Genomic DNA, 17004 nt, shown 5'->3' on the forward strand with positions numbered 1-17004 from the left:
TGACTTATGTGGGTTGTGGTGATTTACATAAGATCATAAATTGCTGTGCCTGTCACGTTTTGGGGATTCGTCAGCCCGAAGGGCAGCACATGTTTGGCATTTATGCTGCATTATCGCCTATTTATGTGGAATAACCACACTTCATAGGCTCTGCCTTGCCTAAAAACCAAACATATTGCTGCAAATTCAACTATCAAAGATCAACACGCCCTAAACATATTAAGTAAACGTTTATAGCGGTCTTAACAAGCACAATGCAAAATAGTTACTATCGTCTTGCCATGTTTGCTCTAACTTTAAATTAGCTTGCGCTGCTAGCTGCTTAAACGACTCGAGCGTGTACTTGTGAGAGTTTTCTGTATGGATACTTTCACCTTCTATAAAGTCTATTTGCTGATCATTTATAATCACGCTTTGAGTGCAATTACTTACTAAATGCATTTCAATACGGCTATGTTGCTCGTTAAAGCGTGACTCGTGGCTAAAGTTATCTATATTAAATGTGCCGTTTAGCTCGTTATTAATACGTTGTAGTAAATTTTTATTAAATGCGGCGGTAACTCCCGCTTTATCGTTATATGCATCAAGTAACACTTGGCGCTCTTTAACTAAATCAACCCCAATTAATACATAACCGTTTACACCGCATAAGCGATGGAAATTATTCATAATCTCGATGGCTTTAACTGGAGAAAAATTGCCAAGAGTCGAGCCCGGAAAGTACACCAAATTGGTTTGACTATCTAAAGCGGTGTCTTTGGTTAGCTGTTTAACCATTTGATTATGTGTAAAGTCTCCTAGTAATGGCGAAATTGCCAAATCTGGAAATAATGGCGACAAATGTGCAAGTGAATAACTGAGCATCTCCTCAGAAATTTCAAACGGTACGAAGGTTTTTACGTTTGCCATATGCGCTAATAAATACGCGACCTTTTTACCCGAACCACACCCAGGCTCAATAATAGAGAGGTTTTCAGGTAGCATTTGAGCAATCGACTGCGAGTATTGCTCTAAAATAGACAGCTCAATACGTGTAACATAATACTCTTGTAAGGATGTTATTTGCTCGAATAATGCAGCACCTTTATCATCGTAAAAATACTTACACGGAAGCGTTTTTTGTTGTTGAGTTAATCCGCTTATCACGTCGTTTAAAAATTCAGTGTCGGTTATGTTACTTTTTTTAATCGCTGTTACTTGGCTCATACTATATCCTTAGCTAGTCTTATCCCGCTGCACATCCACGCTTGATGTGGGTAATAAAAATTTCGGTATGTTTGTCGTAAATGGTTTTGAGGGGTAAACACACACCCACCACGTAACACCATTTGGTTATTCATAAATTTACCATTGTACTCCCCTGCTACTCCTTCAATAGGTTTAAAACCGGGGTATGGTAAATATGCACTGTTTGTCCATTGCCAACATGAATCCGTTAACTGGTTTATTTCGGTATCATCTTTTGCTTGTTGTGGTATTAGGTAGTTATTATTAGTGTCTGTTAAAGATGTATTTTTAGCTGCATATTCCCATTCGAACTCTGTAGGCAAGCGAGCCTTTACAAAATTAGCATAGGCGCTGGCCTCAAAATAACTAACATGGCTGATGGGTGCACTTAAATTTAAAGGCTGCAATCCGTAGTGTGTAAACTCAAACCATTCGTTATTTATGCAATGCCAATATAATGGATGCGTTAAACGAGTGTTTTGAATATGCGCCCAACCGTCGCTTAACCAATATTGTGGATTGCTATATCCACCGGCATTTATTAAGTCTAAATATTCACCATTAGTGACCAATCTATTAGCAAAACTGAATGGATGAATTAGTACTTGGTGTTTGGGGCACTCGTTATCATATGCAAATTCATCGTCGGCATTTGTGCCAATATTAATAATGGCTTGTTCAAAATTGATAAAATTAAGGGGTTTAATATCAGCTGATTTTTTTTGGCTATTTAAAAGCGATGTTTTATATTGAGGAAATAATGGATTTACTGAAAAGTTATATTTAATATCCATAAGCATTAGCTCTTGATGCTGTTGCTCGTGGTGTAACCCAAGTTCAATAATATCTTTAATGTGCGGGTTAACGTCAGTCTTAAGTAATTCAATCACGCGGCTATCTACATGTTCTCTGTAAGCTAGTACTTCGTCTAAACCTGGCCTAGATAAGCTTCCTCTGTTTGCCCGTTTAAATTGCTCTCCAATCCCATTGTAGTAAGAATTAAAAAGCATTTTATAGTGAGGGTTAAACACTGCGTACTGTTTACAATAAACACTAAGTAAAAACGTTTCAAAAAACCACGTGGTATGCGCTAAATGCCATTTAGTGGGACTAGCATCAGCCATAGCTTGTAATTGGCAATCTTCCACAGTGAGTGGTTCGATAATGGCTAGGCTTTCGTCTCTAACGCTGCAAAAGTGTTTAACAAGTTCGTTTTGATTGGTATCGTTTGTAACGCTTTCACGCATAATAGTAATAATCCTTTGCCTATCTATTTATAAAATATAGCTTAGGGCATGCTGAGCTTTTTGGATTGAAATTTGTTCAATCTAGGGTGATTAAATCGCGGCACGAGGTTTGTAACCTAGTGGGCTAAGTAAAAACCGAGTAACAAAGAGTTAATCGTCCCTAGAAAGAACCCAAAAGGCAGTGTATGTTTGGTATTTATGCAGCGTTATCGCCTATTTATGGGGAATGACCACACTACATAGCCTCTGCCTTGCCTAAAAACCAAACACACTACTGCAAATTCAATCGCCAAAATTCAACATACCCTAATGTTGTGTTAAATCATATTCATATTACAACTTGATTAAAGATGCTTATCGGCTTATAAATTTATAATAGCCTTGAAGAAAAATTTGCTCCTTGCTAGCTGGCTTTTGATTATTTTTACGTGCATGCAAGCATGAGAAATAACGCATAAGCTGTTACCGAACCGCTAAGCTATAAATCTAGGAGCGATTAAATTGCGCCTAAATTAAACAAATTTCAATCCTAAAAGACTAACAAGCCCTAATATTTAAGCATTAATTAAGATACTTAAAAATGATCTTTTTTTACTTAACCAAGTAAATTAATACTTTTAATAGCAAACTAAATTTTAACGTTCACTGAATTTTTAAATTTAGAGCTTTTAAATGAAAGAATCATGAATTTGGCCATATAAACAGCGTTTTAAATATAAATACATTTACATTTAATATTTAACTCATACACTACTAGCTGTATGATCACTATTCAAATTAGTTAGTCTACAAATAATTACAGTATTACTTTTTACTTAATATTTAAAGGCTAATGTAATTCGATATGACGCCGAATTTATTTTGGCTTGTTAGGACAACTAAAGAGGTATTGCATGAAGGAAAATCATGACAAATATAGTATTGACAACACGGATTACACCGTAGGTCAGGACAACGTACAAAAGTGGGGTTTTGATATACACAACCCTGTTTTTGGAACTAGTGCGGGCCTGATTGTCATCTTTTTAATCGCCATACTTGTTACCGACCCACAAACTGCAAAAACAGCGCTTGATAGTATCAAGACCGATATTATTAATAATTTTGATGCCCTATTTATGTGGGCTGCTAACTTCTTTGTACTCTTTTGTTTAGCACTTATTGTTTCTCCTTACGGTAATATTCGCCTTGGTGGTGATGACGCTAAACCTTCTCACTCTCGCGTTTCATGGCTTGCTATGTTATTTGCTGCGGGTATGGGTATCGGCCTTATGTTTTGGGGCGTTGCTGAACCAGTTGCTTACTTTACTGGTTGGTACGAAACACCGCTTAATGTAGCTGCTAACACAGCAGAAGCTGCAAAATTAGCAATGGGCGCAACTATGTTTCATTGGGGTCTTCACCCTTGGGCTATTTACGCTGTTGTTGGTTTATCTCTTGCGTTTTTTACCTATAACAAAGGTTTACCGCTTTCGATTCGTTCTATTTTTTACCCTATATTAGGTGATAGAGCGTGGGGTTGGCCTGGTCATATCATTGATATTTTAGCTGTACTTGCTACGTTATTTGGCCTTGCAACGTCTTTAGGTTTAGGTGCGCAGCAAGCTTCTGCAGGTATTAACCATGTATTTGGCACAGAAGGTGGCATTGGCTCTCAAATTTTAGTTATTGCAGGTGTAACACTTTTAGCCATTGTCTCTGTGGTTCGTGGTATTGACGGTGGTGTGAAACTGCTAAGTAATGTAAATATGCTAATTGCGTTTTCATTATTATTGTTTGTTTGTTTAGTAGGCTTTGCTGTAGCAATGGGTAATATACCAACTACCGTAATGGGCTATGTAGAAAATATTATTCCATTGAGTAATCCTCACGGTCGTGAAGACGAAACGTGGATGCATGGTTGGACTGTGTTTTACTGGGCTTGGTGGATTTCCTGGTCACCGTTTGTAGGTATGTTTATCGCGCGTGTATCACGGGGTCGTACAATTCGTGAATTCTTAATTGCGGTTTTACTTATCCCTACTCTAGTTACTGTTTTATGGATGTCTATTTACGGCGGTATTGCGATTGATCAAGTAGTTAATGGTGTTGGTGCGTTAGGCACTAATGGTTTAACTGAAGTACCTTTAGCTATGTTCCAAATGCTTGATGAGTTACCTTTATCTAATATTTTATCGTTTATTGCAATTTTATTAGTGTTGGTATTTTTCATTACGTCATCTGACTCTGGTTCATTAGTAATTGATTCAATTACAGCTGGCGGTAAAATTGATGCACCGGTACCACAACGTATATTTTGGGCATCGGTTGAGGGCGCAATTGCAGCTGCTTTACTTTGGATTGGTGGCACACAAGCAATTGAAGCACTACAAGCAGGCGCTGTCTCTACAGGGTTGCCATTTACTATTGTATTGTTGTTTATGTGTTTAAGCTTAGTTTTAGGTTTACGAACTGAGCCTCGCCCAGTTAAGTAATACTTTTAGTAAGTAACACTTTTAGCTAGTAACGAAAGCGCCGCAATTTTGCGGCGTTTTTTTTGTTTAATAACTTTAAATTGTATGCGCTTATAGCAATAACTCTGAAATGGGCGTGTCTACACGATAATGGTGACTCAGTTGCGCTTGTAAAAGCTCAGCTGTAGCAAGTGCATCCGTTAGCGCATTGTGATTTTGATATGCAGGTAGAGAATAACGCGCACGGCAATCTGTTAGTCTAAGAGAACCTAATTTTGTGTTAAACAGCCGCCCTAATAACCCTTGCCTTGCTTTTAGTGCTCTTTTTTCTATTTCCATTGTATCTACCAGTGCAAACTCAATCCCTTCTTTAAGTCTTATTAATAAAGCATTGTTTAAAAAGTGGCGCTCTATTGCAGCGTAATGCACCACGACAACTTTACCACTGAGCGCTTCAAGTAAAGGCTCTATAATTTGATTAAAGTCAGGGGCCTCATTTACCTCAGAGTGCGTTATTCCATGTATTAAAATAGACTCTTCATGAAGGTTTCGTCTAGGCTGCACAACCCAATGCCGACTGTGCTTACAATAAATGCGCTCTAAATTGAACGGCACTAAACCAACACTCACTATATCGTCGTTTTGGCTATTTAAGCCTGTTGTTTCAAAATCCATTGCTACAAAAGGTACGTCTTTTATTGCAGCTTTGTCTTGATTATAAGCACCCGCATAAAAGTGTTTTAAGAGTTTATTTTTGGTGCTATTGGCAAGCTCGTTATACCTAGCTTGCCAATTAATTGCTTTATGATTACGCGGATTCATAGGCTACTTCATACCAGAGTTTGCTGTGTAGCTAAATTTTAAATAGCTTTGTGCTTTTTCTAAAATAGCGAATGCCTCTTTTAAGTTTCGTTGCTCGAACGGAGAAAGTAAATGTGGGTCTAAGTCGTTATCGGGCTCTTCGCCCTTCTCTATTTGCCACGCTTGATGGCGAATTCGCATCATGGCAATGTACTCAAGTGCATCACGTAAATCTTGCGCTTTGCCTTGTGGTAAAAGTTTTGCGTCAATAATATCTTCTAATCGCTCAAACGAGTTTTGTTTGCGTGAACCAATGGCTAATGCGTGCACCCGAATAACATCAGAAAGAGGTGCAGTCCCTCTTCGCTTTAAGTTCATTGAACGCTTATGTTGGCCATTATGCTCCATAACAAAGCCTTTAAAGAAGCCAAGTGGAGGTGTTCTGTTGCGTGCATTTGCTGCCATATTAGCTAAAAACACGCGATTTACTTTACTTTGTTTTGCTATAAATATTTTAAGCTCGTCGGCCCACTTAGTTTTACCCCACACACCGTCTAAATCAAAAAATATAGCGCTATTAAGCAGCGCTTGTGGTTTTGGCTGCGCTATCCAATCTGCAAATTGATCGAACCACTGTGAGCGAGTTTTACGCCATTTTTTAAACGACGCCATAATTTCTCCATCACAGTAGGTGTAACCACACTGCGCTAAGCCATCACACACAAAATCAGCAATATTTTGAAAATACGCGTTATGTTTCTCGTCGTCGTAACTGTCATCTAAAATAAGCGCGTTGTCTTGATCGGTTACAATAAGTTGCTCGTCTCGAGCCATTGAGCCCAGAGCAATAAAACAGTAAGGCACAGGAGGTCGTCCAAACTTTTCTTCTGCTAATACAAGTAGTCTTTGTTTAAATGTACGCCCTATAACAGCCATGGCTGTACCAACCATGTGTGAGTTTGCATCTTCATTCACCATACGAACAAACACATTGGGCAATTGGCGCGCATAATGCGCCAAATCCTCTATTGTTTGTTGAGCCAGTATGCCACGCACTAACAGTAAGCTGCTTTGGGATTCATAACGCAAAATATCAGAGAGTGAGATAACTCCAATTGGGCGTCTTTTCTGTACGACTGGCAAATGATGTAAGTTATCTCTAAGCATGGCAAGTACTGCTTCGAAAATATAGTCATTAGCATCTAAAAGCACTAAGTTAGTGGACATAATCTCTTTTGCTTGCGTGTTAAAGGCAAGCCCTTTAGCCACTACTTTAGTGCGTAAATCCCTATCAGTTATTATACCAACTACTTGTCCATCATCTTCTTCTGGGTCATCATTTATGGGTTTATTTACATCGGTTACCAACACTGACGATACCGCCTCTTCGGTCATTAATTTAGCGATATCTTGTATTGTAGAAGTTGCATCTACGGTCACTACATCTCTGTGAATTAATGATTTTACCTTCGCGGTTGTCAGGTCATTACCATCGGCTTGCTCGACAATAGCTTGATGCAAACGCACGTTACCGTCTGTTTCGAAGTAATCAGCAAACGCATCAAACTCATCACAGTAACGATTAAATAGTTCAACATTTATGCAATACACTAACGTATCTTCCAGAGCAGTTGCAGGAAAACGCACCTTACGGTTCATCAATAAACCCATTTGACCAAATATACCTGCGGTAGCCAAACGATTGTACAGCTCGCCATTTCGGCGATACATTTCTACAGAACCACTTCTAATTACATACAAATCAGAAATGTCTTGTCCAAAACTCAAAATATCTGTTTGAGCTCTGAAATAAGCCACTTCTACTTGTTGAGCTAGCTCATTAAGCGCTTTTTGAGGTAAGTCATCAAAAGGAGGATGTTGTGCTAAAAATTGTGCGATTTCAACTTGTTCGGCTTGCATAAATCCCTTCCTGTATGCGCATTAAAATGACTAAATCTATTTTGCAGACTAACACTATCATCGGGGTGTGAAAACAATTACTGCACAATTTTGGGCACAAAAAAAGAGCCTAAATAGACTCTTTAAATGTAACACTTATTGTATAAATTTATTTACCGCGCTGAGCGTCTTTTTGGGCTTTTTTAGCTTCTTTACGTTGCTGTAAAACAGCTTGTGCCTCATTACCGATATGGCCCTCACCGCGCGCTTGCGCTAGTTCTATTTGCTTTTGGCGCTCTGCAAAACGTGCGCGTTGTTCGTCCGTTACTTCTTCAATACAGTGATGACAAGAAACGCCTTCCATGTATTCAGGCTTTAACTTTTCGTCTTCTGTAATTGGCATACGACACGCGTGGCATTGATCATAAGAGCCTTTTTGTAGTTCGTGATCAACCGCAACACGATTATCAAATACAAAACACTCGCCTTCCCACATGGTTTCTTCTTTTGGCACTTCTTCTAGGTATTTTAAAATACCGCCTTCAAGGTGATAAACCTCATCAAAACCTTGCTCTTTCATGTAGGCTGTCGATTTTTCGCAGCGGATACCGCCGGTACAAAACATCGCCACTTTTTTGTGTTTTTCAGGGTCTAAGTTTTCTTTTGCCCACTGTGGAAATTCGCGAAAGGTTTTAGTATTTGGATCAACCGCATTTTGAAATGTACCAATTTCAATTTCGTAATCATTACGTGTATCAATTAAAATTACTTCAGGGTCAGATATAAGTGCGTTCCACTCATTTGGCTTTACATAGCTACCCACAACTTTAAGCGGATCTACGCCTTCAACGCCCATCGTTACAATTTCTTTTTTTAGTTTTACTTTAGTGCGGTAAAACGGACATTCATCGTCGTAAGATTCTTTTGTTACGATGTTTTTTAAATTTGGTTGCTCATCAAGCCAGGCTAATAAGTTGTCTATCCCTTCACGTTTTGCAGAAACAGTGCCGTTTATACCTTCGGCAGCGAGCAATAAAGTACCGCGTACTTCATTTGCTTCCATCACTTCTAGTAATGGCTTACGGATAGCTTCAAATTCAGGTAAACCTACAAACTTATACAGCGCACATACTACAAAGTGATCGCCCGTTACATTATCTTTATGAACAACAGTCATTATATTTCCTATTTTGCCTTGTTAGCCAATATTGGCGTTTACCGAATCGTAAATCCGGCGCATATGGGGCGCGTATTTTACGCTTTTTTAGTTTAATTGCAAAAAATAGCGCTATAGATTGGTTTTTACTGTTAGCGACCTAGCTGTGTAAGCTATAATGCGCTGATAAATTTATAGAGTTAATTTGCTCATTTTGGAGAAACACACATTGCAGTTTACTGATCTTGGGATTGATACACGCCTTGAAACACAACTAGCACATCAAGGGATCACCCAGCCCACCGATATTCAAGCGCATGCAGTGCCTACCGCACTTGCAGGGCATGACATTTTCGCTCAGTCTAAAACTGGGTCGGGCAAAACCTTGGCGTTTTTATTACCTGCTGTACAAAGGGTTATGAAACAAAAAGCACTCAGTAAACGCGATCCTCGTGTACTTATTGTTGCTCCTACGCGTGAGCTTGCTACGCAAGTTTTTACTCAGCTACGTTTATTAATTGCAGGCACAGCCATTAAGGCCGTAAAAATACTTGGTGGCGAAAACTTTAATGACCAAATAAAAGCACTTAGAAACGACCCACAATTCGTAGTTGCTACACCAGGGCGTTTAGCTGATCACATTACAAAACGTTCATTACAATTGAGCGGACTAGAACTGCTTATTTTTGATGAAGCCGACCGTATTTTAGATTTAGGTTTTACTGAGCAGTTAAAAATGATTAACGAGCAAGCTAATCACCGTTTACGTCAAACGTTATTGTTTTCTGCAACACTTGACCATGCACAAGTAGATGCTCTATCACGTAACCTATTAAAAAAACCAAAGCAAATTACGCTAAGTGCAGCAAATGAGCAACATAGCGATATTAAACAAACGTTATACCTTGCCGATCACCTTGATCATAAAGAAGCGCTATTAGAGCACTTTTTAAACCAAGATGATGTTGGTCAATGTATTATCTTCACAGCAACGCGTTCTGACACGAGCCGTTTGAGTGAAGCGCTTAATGCTAAAGGCTTCAAATCTGTGGCGCTTGCTGGTGATTTAACGCAAAGTAAACGTTTAGATATCATGGATTCGTTTAGTCGCGAAAACTTTAAAATATTGATCACCACCGACGTTGCATCTCGTGGTTTAGATTTACTAAGCGTAACGCATGTTATTAACTTTGATTTACCAAAACACGCTGAAGAATATGTACACCGCATAGGTCGCACAGGACGAGCAGGCTTTAAAGGTAACGCAATTTCATTAGTTGGCCCAAAAGATTGGGCAAGTTATTTAGCTATTAAAGCATTTTTAAATGACGAATTAAAATTTGCGAGCGTAGAGAGCTTAAAAGCTAAGTTTAAAGGTTTAAAAGAGAAAAAACCTGAGGCAGCGTGGGACAAATCTAAAGAAAAAGCCGCCGCTGTTAAAAAGCCTGCATTTAAGCGCAAAGCTAAACCTAAAAAGCCTACAGCACCAATTAAAGCACCGATGAACATTGATGGCGATACACCAATGCGCCGTAAAAAAAAGCCTGAGCAGGAATAATTATGAGTTACCTAGGAACCACACAAACATTATTTGTAAAAGAAGTGAGTAACGAAGGTGCTTACTTAGACGGCCATGATTTAGGTGAAGTATTTTTACCAAAACAAGAAATAAAACATGAGCTTGAAGCGGGCGATAGTATTAGTGTATTTATCTTTTTAGACAATGCTAATTTGGCCACAGCAACAATAAAGAAACCACATGCTCAAGTTGGCGAGTATGCCCTACTGCGCGTTAAAGAAATAAATAGTATTGGGGCATTTTTAGATTGGGGCCTTGAGAAAGATGTGCTTGCACCTTTTAATGAACAAAAACCACGCATGCAAGAAGGCCATTCTTATTTAGTACGCCTGTATCTTGATAATGCAAGCCAACGTATTTGTGCCTCAAACAACTTTAATCGTTTCCTATCAAAAGATGAGCCGCAATATACTCACTTACAAGAAGTGGATTTAATTGTTGCTGGAAAAACGGATATTGGCTACAAAGTATTAATTGAAGAGTCGCACTTCGGTGTTGTTTTTTACAATATGGTATTTAAAAGCTTATTTGTGGGTCAAAAGCTTAAAGGCTATATTCAAAAAGTACGTGACGACGGAAAAATTGATGTTGTACTAGAAAAGCCAGGTATGGGAAAAGTAAGTGACCTTGGTGAAACTATTATGCAAAAACTTAAAAACGAAGGCGGTGTTATTCCACTTGGTGATAAGTCTGATCCTGAAGCAATAAAAAAGATGTTTTCTACCAGTAAGGCTAATTATAAAAAAGCAATTGGTGGCTTATTTAAACAAGAGTTAATAGATATTGAAGCAAAATCAATCCGTTTGAAGTAACAAAAATGCGTTTAGTGTACTTACTAAACGCTTTAATTTTTTAGATTAGTTGATTTGAAAATAAGGTTTTTATCGTTTATTAAACCTAAAATATTAATGAAAGTGTATCAACCTAAAATATACTTATAAGGTAAAGTGCATTGCGTATATTGCCTGGAATAATCAAGCGCATCTTCTTTAGTTTCTAGATTAAGTGGTGCTAAACGAAATACCTTTTTGTCACAGTCTTGTTTTCGCTGATCGTGATTATCAACACATTCACTTATACTAATATTATGGTTACTTAAGACGCTTTCATTTTTATAACATAAATGATAAGCATAATCAGCCATCGTCTTTTTAAAATCATATACGTTAATAGGGTAGCTAGAAATAATATCTGTAACCTTTGTCACGCCATCATAAGCTTTACTTGAAAGAACATACTTGTTAACTAAAAAACCCGCAATAATAATGAAAACCAAACCAAAAAACGACTTCAAAATAGATCCCCTACTGAATTTTGATACTATTAATGTAGCATAATATACCAATTAAGTAAGGGCATAGCACTTAACAACTACTTTTTATTGAATTAAGCAATGGACTTGTTAATATCAGTTAATACTCTCAAAGGATTTTCAGATTGCGTTATAGGCCGTCCAATCACTAAATAATCACTACCAGCATCAATGGCTTGCTTAGGTGTCATGATACGCTTTTGATCGCCTGCTGCACTCCCTTCTGGACGAATACCTGGAGTGATAAGTTTAAAGCTTTCCCCCAGCTCGGATTTAAGTACCTCAGCTTCTTGTGCTGAACATACAACACCGTCAAGTCCAGCCTCTTGAGCAAGTTTAGCTAAATAGATAACTTGCTCTTTCGCCGGCTTATCAATACCTAAACGCTCAAGCTCTTTTTCATCCATGCTTGTTAAAACAGTCACAGCAATTAGCAAAGGTGCTTTATCACCAAATTTTTCTAGGGCCATTTTAGCTTTATTCATCATTTCAAAGCCACCAGATGCATGTACATTAACCATCCATACTCCCATTTTTGCAGCTGCAGTCACAGCCTTTGCAACTGTATTAGGAATGTCATGAAACTTTAAGTCTAGGAAAACATCAAAGCCTAAATCAATTAGTTCTTTAACAAAAGTAGGACCAAAATAAGTAAACATCTCTTTGCCAACTTTAAGGCGACATGTCTCTGGTGAAAGTTGCTTAACAAAGTCTAGAGCTATTTGTTGATCGTCGTAATCTAATGCTATAAGAATTTTTTTTGAGTGTTCAAAAGACATAACTATCCTAATGTATGGCTATAAAGTAACTATAAATAGATCTAATGCGATATCTTCAGCAGGTGATTTTAAGTGTTGATAAATGAAATTTATATAGACTGTGTTTTACAAAAATTTCAACTAAGTAAACACTCAGTTTAATTTGCTAAAATGATCATCTTTAAATCCAGTATTATTAAAGGGGTTATTAAAATCCGTCTAATCCTCTGCTTGGAACAATAGTTTCCCAATGTTTACAAGAAGGGCAATTCCAATAAATCGTGTAGCTAGTAAAGCCACAGTGCTGACATTGAAAGTCAGGTTTAGTCGCTATGTAAGAAGTAACCAATTTATCAATTTGATTCAGTACTTCTTTTGTGTTTTTGTTTTGATCACCCATCAATTGCAGTAAAAAACTAAAACCACGAATAGTAGGTTGACGTTTTAAACTATCAGTTAAAAAATCAAAAGCTTGTTTTGTATGCCCTTGTTCTAACAAAGCTTGGCAGTGTTTTATTTTTATTAATACACCGCCCTTTTCTAACAAGTCACCTACTAGCTCATGAAATTGATGCGTTAAATTTAATTGTTTATAACTATGTGCGAGCTGATCAATAAATAGCGGAGCAAACAAAGTAAATTGAGTAACAAGTTCACGCCAGTAATAAATTGCTTTAACGTAGTCTTCTTTTATATAAGCCAATAAACCTAATTCGTAAAGAGGACGCACTGCTTTATAATTTAAGCTAATTGCTTTTCTCATTAATTGTGGATTATCATCACTCAGAGCAGATTCGCAATAAAAATTAGCAATAGCTTTGAATTGCTGTTCTTTAGAAAATAGTTCGCTATGGGCTTCAAACATATTAATACCTTTTTCCCATTCGCGAGTTTGCGAATACAAAGTTATAATCGGTTCGAGCGCTTCAACATGCCCTGCTTTAACTAGCCAGACTAAATGTTCTTCAGCACCATCAAGTAAACCAGCCATAATATAGTCTTCAGCAAGTTCTAAACGGCTTGTTGCAGCTTGTTGTTCATTTAAGCTTGGGTGTTTTAAAAGTAGTTCATGGATTTTTATTGCGCGGTCTAGTTCACCTCGACGGCGAAACATAGTGGCAAGTGTAGAATAGTGCTCGACTGAATCAGCCGAAACTTCAAGCAAGTTAATTAAATGCTCTAAGCCCTGGTCTTCTTCTCTATCGAGTAAAAACTTTAAGCCTTTACTGTATTCAGAGGTAATCTGACGATTAAGTAAGTGAGCTTGGTTTTTAGCACTGTTTTTCCCCATAATCCAACCGTAACCGGCTGCAACAGGGAGTAATAAAAACAAAAGCTCAATCATAATTAAATGTCTTTATTAGCAGCAAGCTTTTTTTTATCTTCTTCAGGTACTAATAACTTTTTCAACCGATAGTTTTGCCACTTCAATTGTGAAAATAATTTAAAGCTAATAAAAAAACCGATCAAAACACCCAGTAAAAAGCAAATACTTATTATTACAGCTAAAGGTAATGTATTACTGGCAATAATATAATTAATTTGTACTAATTGTGGATTTTGAGAACCCAATACAAATGCGCTAATTAGGCATAGCGCAACCAGAATAATTTTTAAGACCTTAAACAAGTAACTACTCCACTAAGTTAACTAGGCAATACTTTCATTCACGCGGTCGCGTAATTCTTTACCCGGTTTAAAATGAGGTACATGCTTTCCGTCAAGCTCAACTGTATCGCCAGTCTTAGGGTTACGACCTGTGCGAGGAGCACGGAAATGCAAAGAGAAACTACCAAAACCTCTGATCTCAATACGATCTGAAGTAGATAATGAGCCGGCCATTTGTTCAAGAATTTCTTTTACAGCATTCTCAACATCTTTCACTGGAACGTGTGCGTGTTGTTCCGCAAGTGTTTCTATCAATTCTGACTTAGTCATATCGTTTCCTTAAAAAGAAATATAGGAAGGGCAAAAAATGCCCTTCCAACTAAAACTAATTATATATTAGTCTTTTTGTGCATTTGCGAAAGCAGCTGCCATTGCGTTTTCAAACACTGGCTCTTCTTTCTTAAGCTTCTCTAGTACTTCTTTCTCTTCTGCTTCGAAAAGAGCTTTTACAGATAAGCTTAAAGTGCGGTTCTTACGATCAACACCAACGTATTTAACTTCAATTTCGTCGCCTACAGAAACAACAGTAGTTGCATCTTCAACGCGTTCTTGAGCGATATCGGCTACACGGATGTAACCTTCAACGCCTTCGATAAGTTCAACAGTTGCGCCTTTCGCATCAACTTCAGTCACTTTACCTTTAACAATAGCACCTTTTTTGTTTGCATCAAGGTAGTTATTGAATGGGTCAGCTTCGATTTGCTTAACACCTAGAGAGATACGTTCACGCTCTGGGTCAACTTGCAATACGATAGCAGTGATTTCGTCGCCTTTCTTGAATTCACGTACAGCTTCTTCGCCAGGTGTATTCCAAGAAATATCTGAAAGGTGTACAAGACCGTCAATACCACCGTCAAGACCGATAAAGATACCGAAGTCAGTGATTGATTTGATCTTACCAGTAACTTGATCGCCTTTGTTCTGTAGACGAGCAAATTCCTGCCAAGGATTAGCAATACATTGCTTAAGACCAAGAGAAATACGACGACGTTCTTCGTCAATTTCTAAAACCATAACTTCAACAGTGTCGCCAAGGCTTACAACTTTTGAAGGATGGATGTTCTTGTTAGTCCAATCCATTTCAGAAACGTGTACTAAACCTTCAACGCCTTCTTCGATTTCCACGAAACAGCCGTAATCTGTAAGGTTAGTAACACGACCAGAAAGTTTAGAACCTTCTGGGTAACGACCAGCGATAGCTGCCCATGGATCTTCACCAAGCTGTTTAAGGCCTAGAGATACACGAGTTTTATCTTTGTCGAATTTTAGAACTTTAACTGCGATTTCGTCGCCAACATTAACGATTTCTGAAGGGTGTTTAACACGCTTCCAAGCCATATCAGTAATGTGTAGTAGACCATCAACACCACCAAGGTCAACGAATGCACCGTAGTCAGTAAGGTTCTTAACGATACCTTTAACTTCTTGACCTTCAACAAGGTTAGCAAGAAGCTCTTCACGTTCTTGTGAGTTTTCAGATTCGATAACTGCACGACGTGAAACAACAACGTTGTTACGTTTTTGATCAAGCTTGATTACTTTAAATTCAAGCTCTTTGCCTTCAAGGTGAGTTGTGTCACGTACTGGACGAACATCAACAAGTGAACCAGGTAGGAAAGCACGGATTGAATCAACTTCAACTGTGAAACCGCCTTTAACTTTACCGTTGATAACACCGGTAACAGTTTCTTGCTCTTCACATGCTTTCTCAAGACGGATCCACGCTTCGTGACGCTTCGCTTTCTCACGAGAAAGGATAGTTTCACCGAAACCGTCTTCAATTGCATCTAGTGCAACATCTACTTCGTCGCCAACAGCAACTTCAAGTTCACCAGCAGCATTTTTGAACTGCTCTGCAGGGATAGCACTTTCTGATTTAAGACCAGCATCTACAAGTACAATGTTATTCTCGATAGAGATTACTGTACCTTTAACAATAGAGCCTTGCTCTGCTTCAAAACCCTTTAAGCTTTCTTCAAATAACTGCGCAAAATTTTCTGACATACGAATATACGTCTCATATATTAATACCAATAAGCAACCATGCTGCATGGGGTTGTTAAAATAGCACTGGCATCCTGCTGGTGCATAAAATGTGTTTAGCTTCGTTTAGGAAGCTTACCTTCAGATATTGCAACATCTAATAAAGTCATAACTTTATCAAACACTTGCTGAGCATTGAGTTCGCTAGTATCGAGTTCAATAGCATCGTCTGCCGGCACAAGCGGAGCAACGGCACGATTCATATCGCGCTCGTCACGAGCTTGAATGTCCTGTAATAGACCACTCAGTGTAACATCAAGGCCGCGCGTATTCAACTCAACAAAACGCCTACGAGCACGCTCTTCTGCACTTGCTGTTAAATAAATTTTTAACGGCGCATCTTGAAAAACCACAGTCCCCATATCGCGACCATCGGCAATTAAGCCACTTTCAGTACGAAACGCTCGCTGGCGACGTAATAATGCTTCACGAACGCGAGGTAATGCTGCAACCTTTGAAGCCGCAGCGCCTACTTCTTCATTACGAATAGTAGTCGTTACATCTTCGCCTTCTAAAATAACTTTTCCTGCATTAGTTTGGCTATCTACCAAAAACTGCACATCTAAATTTGCAGCAAGAGGGACAAGCCCTTCTTCATTGTCTAATGCAATTTGGTGATGAAGTGCAGCTAAAGATAAAACGCGATAAATCGCACCGCTATCTAATACATCCCACCCTAACTTGTCGGCTAACAAGCGACAAACAGTTCCTTTACCTGAACCACTTGGGCCATCAACGGTGATCACGGGCATTAATAACGCCTGCATTTAAACCTCCTGCAATGCACACCTAAATAAACCGCCATATTATACGCCAGTTATAAAAATATATCTGCTATTAGTGTGTAACTTTTTATAATTA

Annotated in this window: 15 protein-coding genes; 3 read left to right on the top strand and 12 right to left on the bottom strand. The window is 38.3% G+C overall.

Annotated features, from left to right (window positions below; genetic code table 11):
- Positions 1-231 precede the first annotated feature (231 nt).
- Together egtD and egtB are read right to left on the bottom strand one after the other, a co-directional pair.
- Entirely contained in the window at positions 232-1206 is a 975-nt protein-coding gene (gene egtD / locus DC53_RS02745) for an L-histidine N(alpha)-methyltransferase (protein WP_033031654.1), read from the bottom strand.
- Entirely contained in the window at positions 1203-2474 is a 1272-nt protein-coding gene (gene egtB / locus DC53_RS02740; RefSeq protein WP_033031656.1) for an ergothioneine biosynthesis protein EgtB, read from the bottom strand. The genes egtD and egtB overlap by 4 nt, the downstream gene beginning before the upstream one ends.
- Before the next feature lie 893 nt (positions 2475-3367).
- Here egtB and DC53_RS02735 point away from each other — a divergent pair.
- Positions 3368-4948, top strand: a complete 1581-nt coding sequence (locus DC53_RS02735) for a BCCT family transporter (RefSeq protein WP_033031658.1) — start codon at positions 3368-3370, stop codon at positions 4946-4948.
- A gap of 90 nt (positions 4949-5038) precedes the next feature.
- Here the strand turns inward: DC53_RS02735 and DC53_RS02730 are convergent, their stop codons facing one another.
- The 3 genes from DC53_RS02730 to trhO all read right to left on the bottom strand — a co-directional run bounded on the left by DC53_RS02730 (position 5039) and on the right by trhO (position 8804).
- Positions 5039-5749, bottom strand: coding sequence for a 3'-5' exonuclease (locus tag DC53_RS02730; RefSeq protein ID WP_033031660.1), 711 nt, complete (start codon positions 5747-5749; stop codon positions 5039-5041).
- A 3-nt stretch (positions 5750-5752) separates the two neighbouring features.
- Positions 5753-7648: a DUF294 nucleotidyltransferase-like domain-containing protein gene (locus tag DC53_RS02725; RefSeq protein ID WP_033031662.1), complete on the bottom strand. Its 1896-nt coding sequence runs from the start codon at positions 7646-7648 to the stop codon at positions 5753-5755.
- Positions 7649-7796: 148 nt separating this feature from the next.
- Positions 7797-8804, bottom strand: a complete 1008-nt coding sequence (gene trhO / locus DC53_RS02720; protein WP_033031664.1) for an oxygen-dependent tRNA uridine(34) hydroxylase TrhO — start codon at positions 8802-8804, stop codon at positions 7797-7799.
- Positions 8805-9012: 208 nt separating this feature from the next.
- On the opposite strand from trhO, the gene DC53_RS02715 reads away from it, so the two are divergent.
- Together DC53_RS02715 and DC53_RS02710 are read left to right on the top strand one after the other, a co-directional pair.
- Positions 9013-10341 (top strand): DEAD/DEAH box helicase, encoded by a 1329-nt coding sequence (locus DC53_RS02715; RefSeq protein WP_008139225.1) that lies wholly within the window; start codon positions 9013-9015, stop codon positions 10339-10341.
- A gap of 2 nt (positions 10342-10343) precedes the next feature.
- Positions 10344-11174, top strand: a complete 831-nt coding sequence (locus tag DC53_RS02710) for a CvfB family protein (RefSeq protein ID WP_007376592.1) — start codon at positions 10344-10346, stop codon at positions 11172-11174.
- A gap of 107 nt (positions 11175-11281) precedes the next feature.
- Here DC53_RS02710 and DC53_RS02705 read toward each other — a convergent pair whose 3' ends face one another.
- The 7 genes from DC53_RS02705 to cmk form a co-directional block, all read right to left on the bottom strand.
- Positions 11282-11656 carry a hypothetical protein gene (locus DC53_RS02705; protein ID WP_033031666.1) on the bottom strand — a complete coding sequence of 125 codons (375 nt, stop codon included), beginning with the start codon at positions 11654-11656 and terminating at the stop codon, positions 11282-11284.
- Positions 11657-11748: 92 nt separating this feature from the next.
- Complete coding sequence (gene pyrF, locus DC53_RS02700) at positions 11749-12453, bottom strand: orotidine-5'-phosphate decarboxylase (protein ID WP_008139217.1); 705 nt, start codon at positions 12451-12453, stop codon at positions 11749-11751.
- Positions 12454-12640: 187 nt separating this feature from the next.
- On the bottom strand, positions 12641-13777 hold the full coding sequence (gene lapB, locus DC53_RS02695; RefSeq protein WP_007376595.1) for a lipopolysaccharide assembly protein LapB: 1137 nt from the start codon (positions 13775-13777) through the stop codon (positions 12641-12643).
- A 2-nt stretch (positions 13778-13779) separates the two neighbouring features.
- Complete coding sequence (locus DC53_RS02690) at positions 13780-14061, bottom strand: lipopolysaccharide assembly protein LapA domain-containing protein (protein WP_007376596.1); 282 nt, start codon at positions 14059-14061, stop codon at positions 13780-13782.
- Positions 14062-14082: 21 nt separating this feature from the next.
- Positions 14083-14370 carry an integration host factor subunit beta gene (gene ihfB / locus DC53_RS02685; RefSeq protein ID WP_007376597.1) on the bottom strand — a complete coding sequence of 96 codons (288 nt, stop codon included), beginning with the start codon at positions 14368-14370 and terminating at the stop codon, positions 14083-14085.
- 66 nt (positions 14371-14436) lie between these two features.
- Positions 14437-16104 (bottom strand): 30S ribosomal protein S1, encoded by a 1668-nt coding sequence (gene rpsA / locus DC53_RS02680; RefSeq protein WP_002961176.1) that lies wholly within the window; start codon positions 16102-16104, stop codon positions 14437-14439.
- A 95-nt stretch (positions 16105-16199) separates the two neighbouring features.
- Positions 16200-16910, bottom strand: a complete 711-nt coding sequence (gene cmk, locus DC53_RS02675; protein ID WP_007376598.1) for a (d)CMP kinase — start codon at positions 16908-16910, stop codon at positions 16200-16202.
- Between the last annotated feature and the right edge of the window lie 94 nt (positions 16911-17004).

Source organism: Pseudoalteromonas fuliginea (genome assembly GCF_000690055.1).
Taxonomy (GTDB): Bacteria; Pseudomonadota; Gammaproteobacteria; order Enterobacterales; family Alteromonadaceae; genus Pseudoalteromonas; species Pseudoalteromonas fuliginea.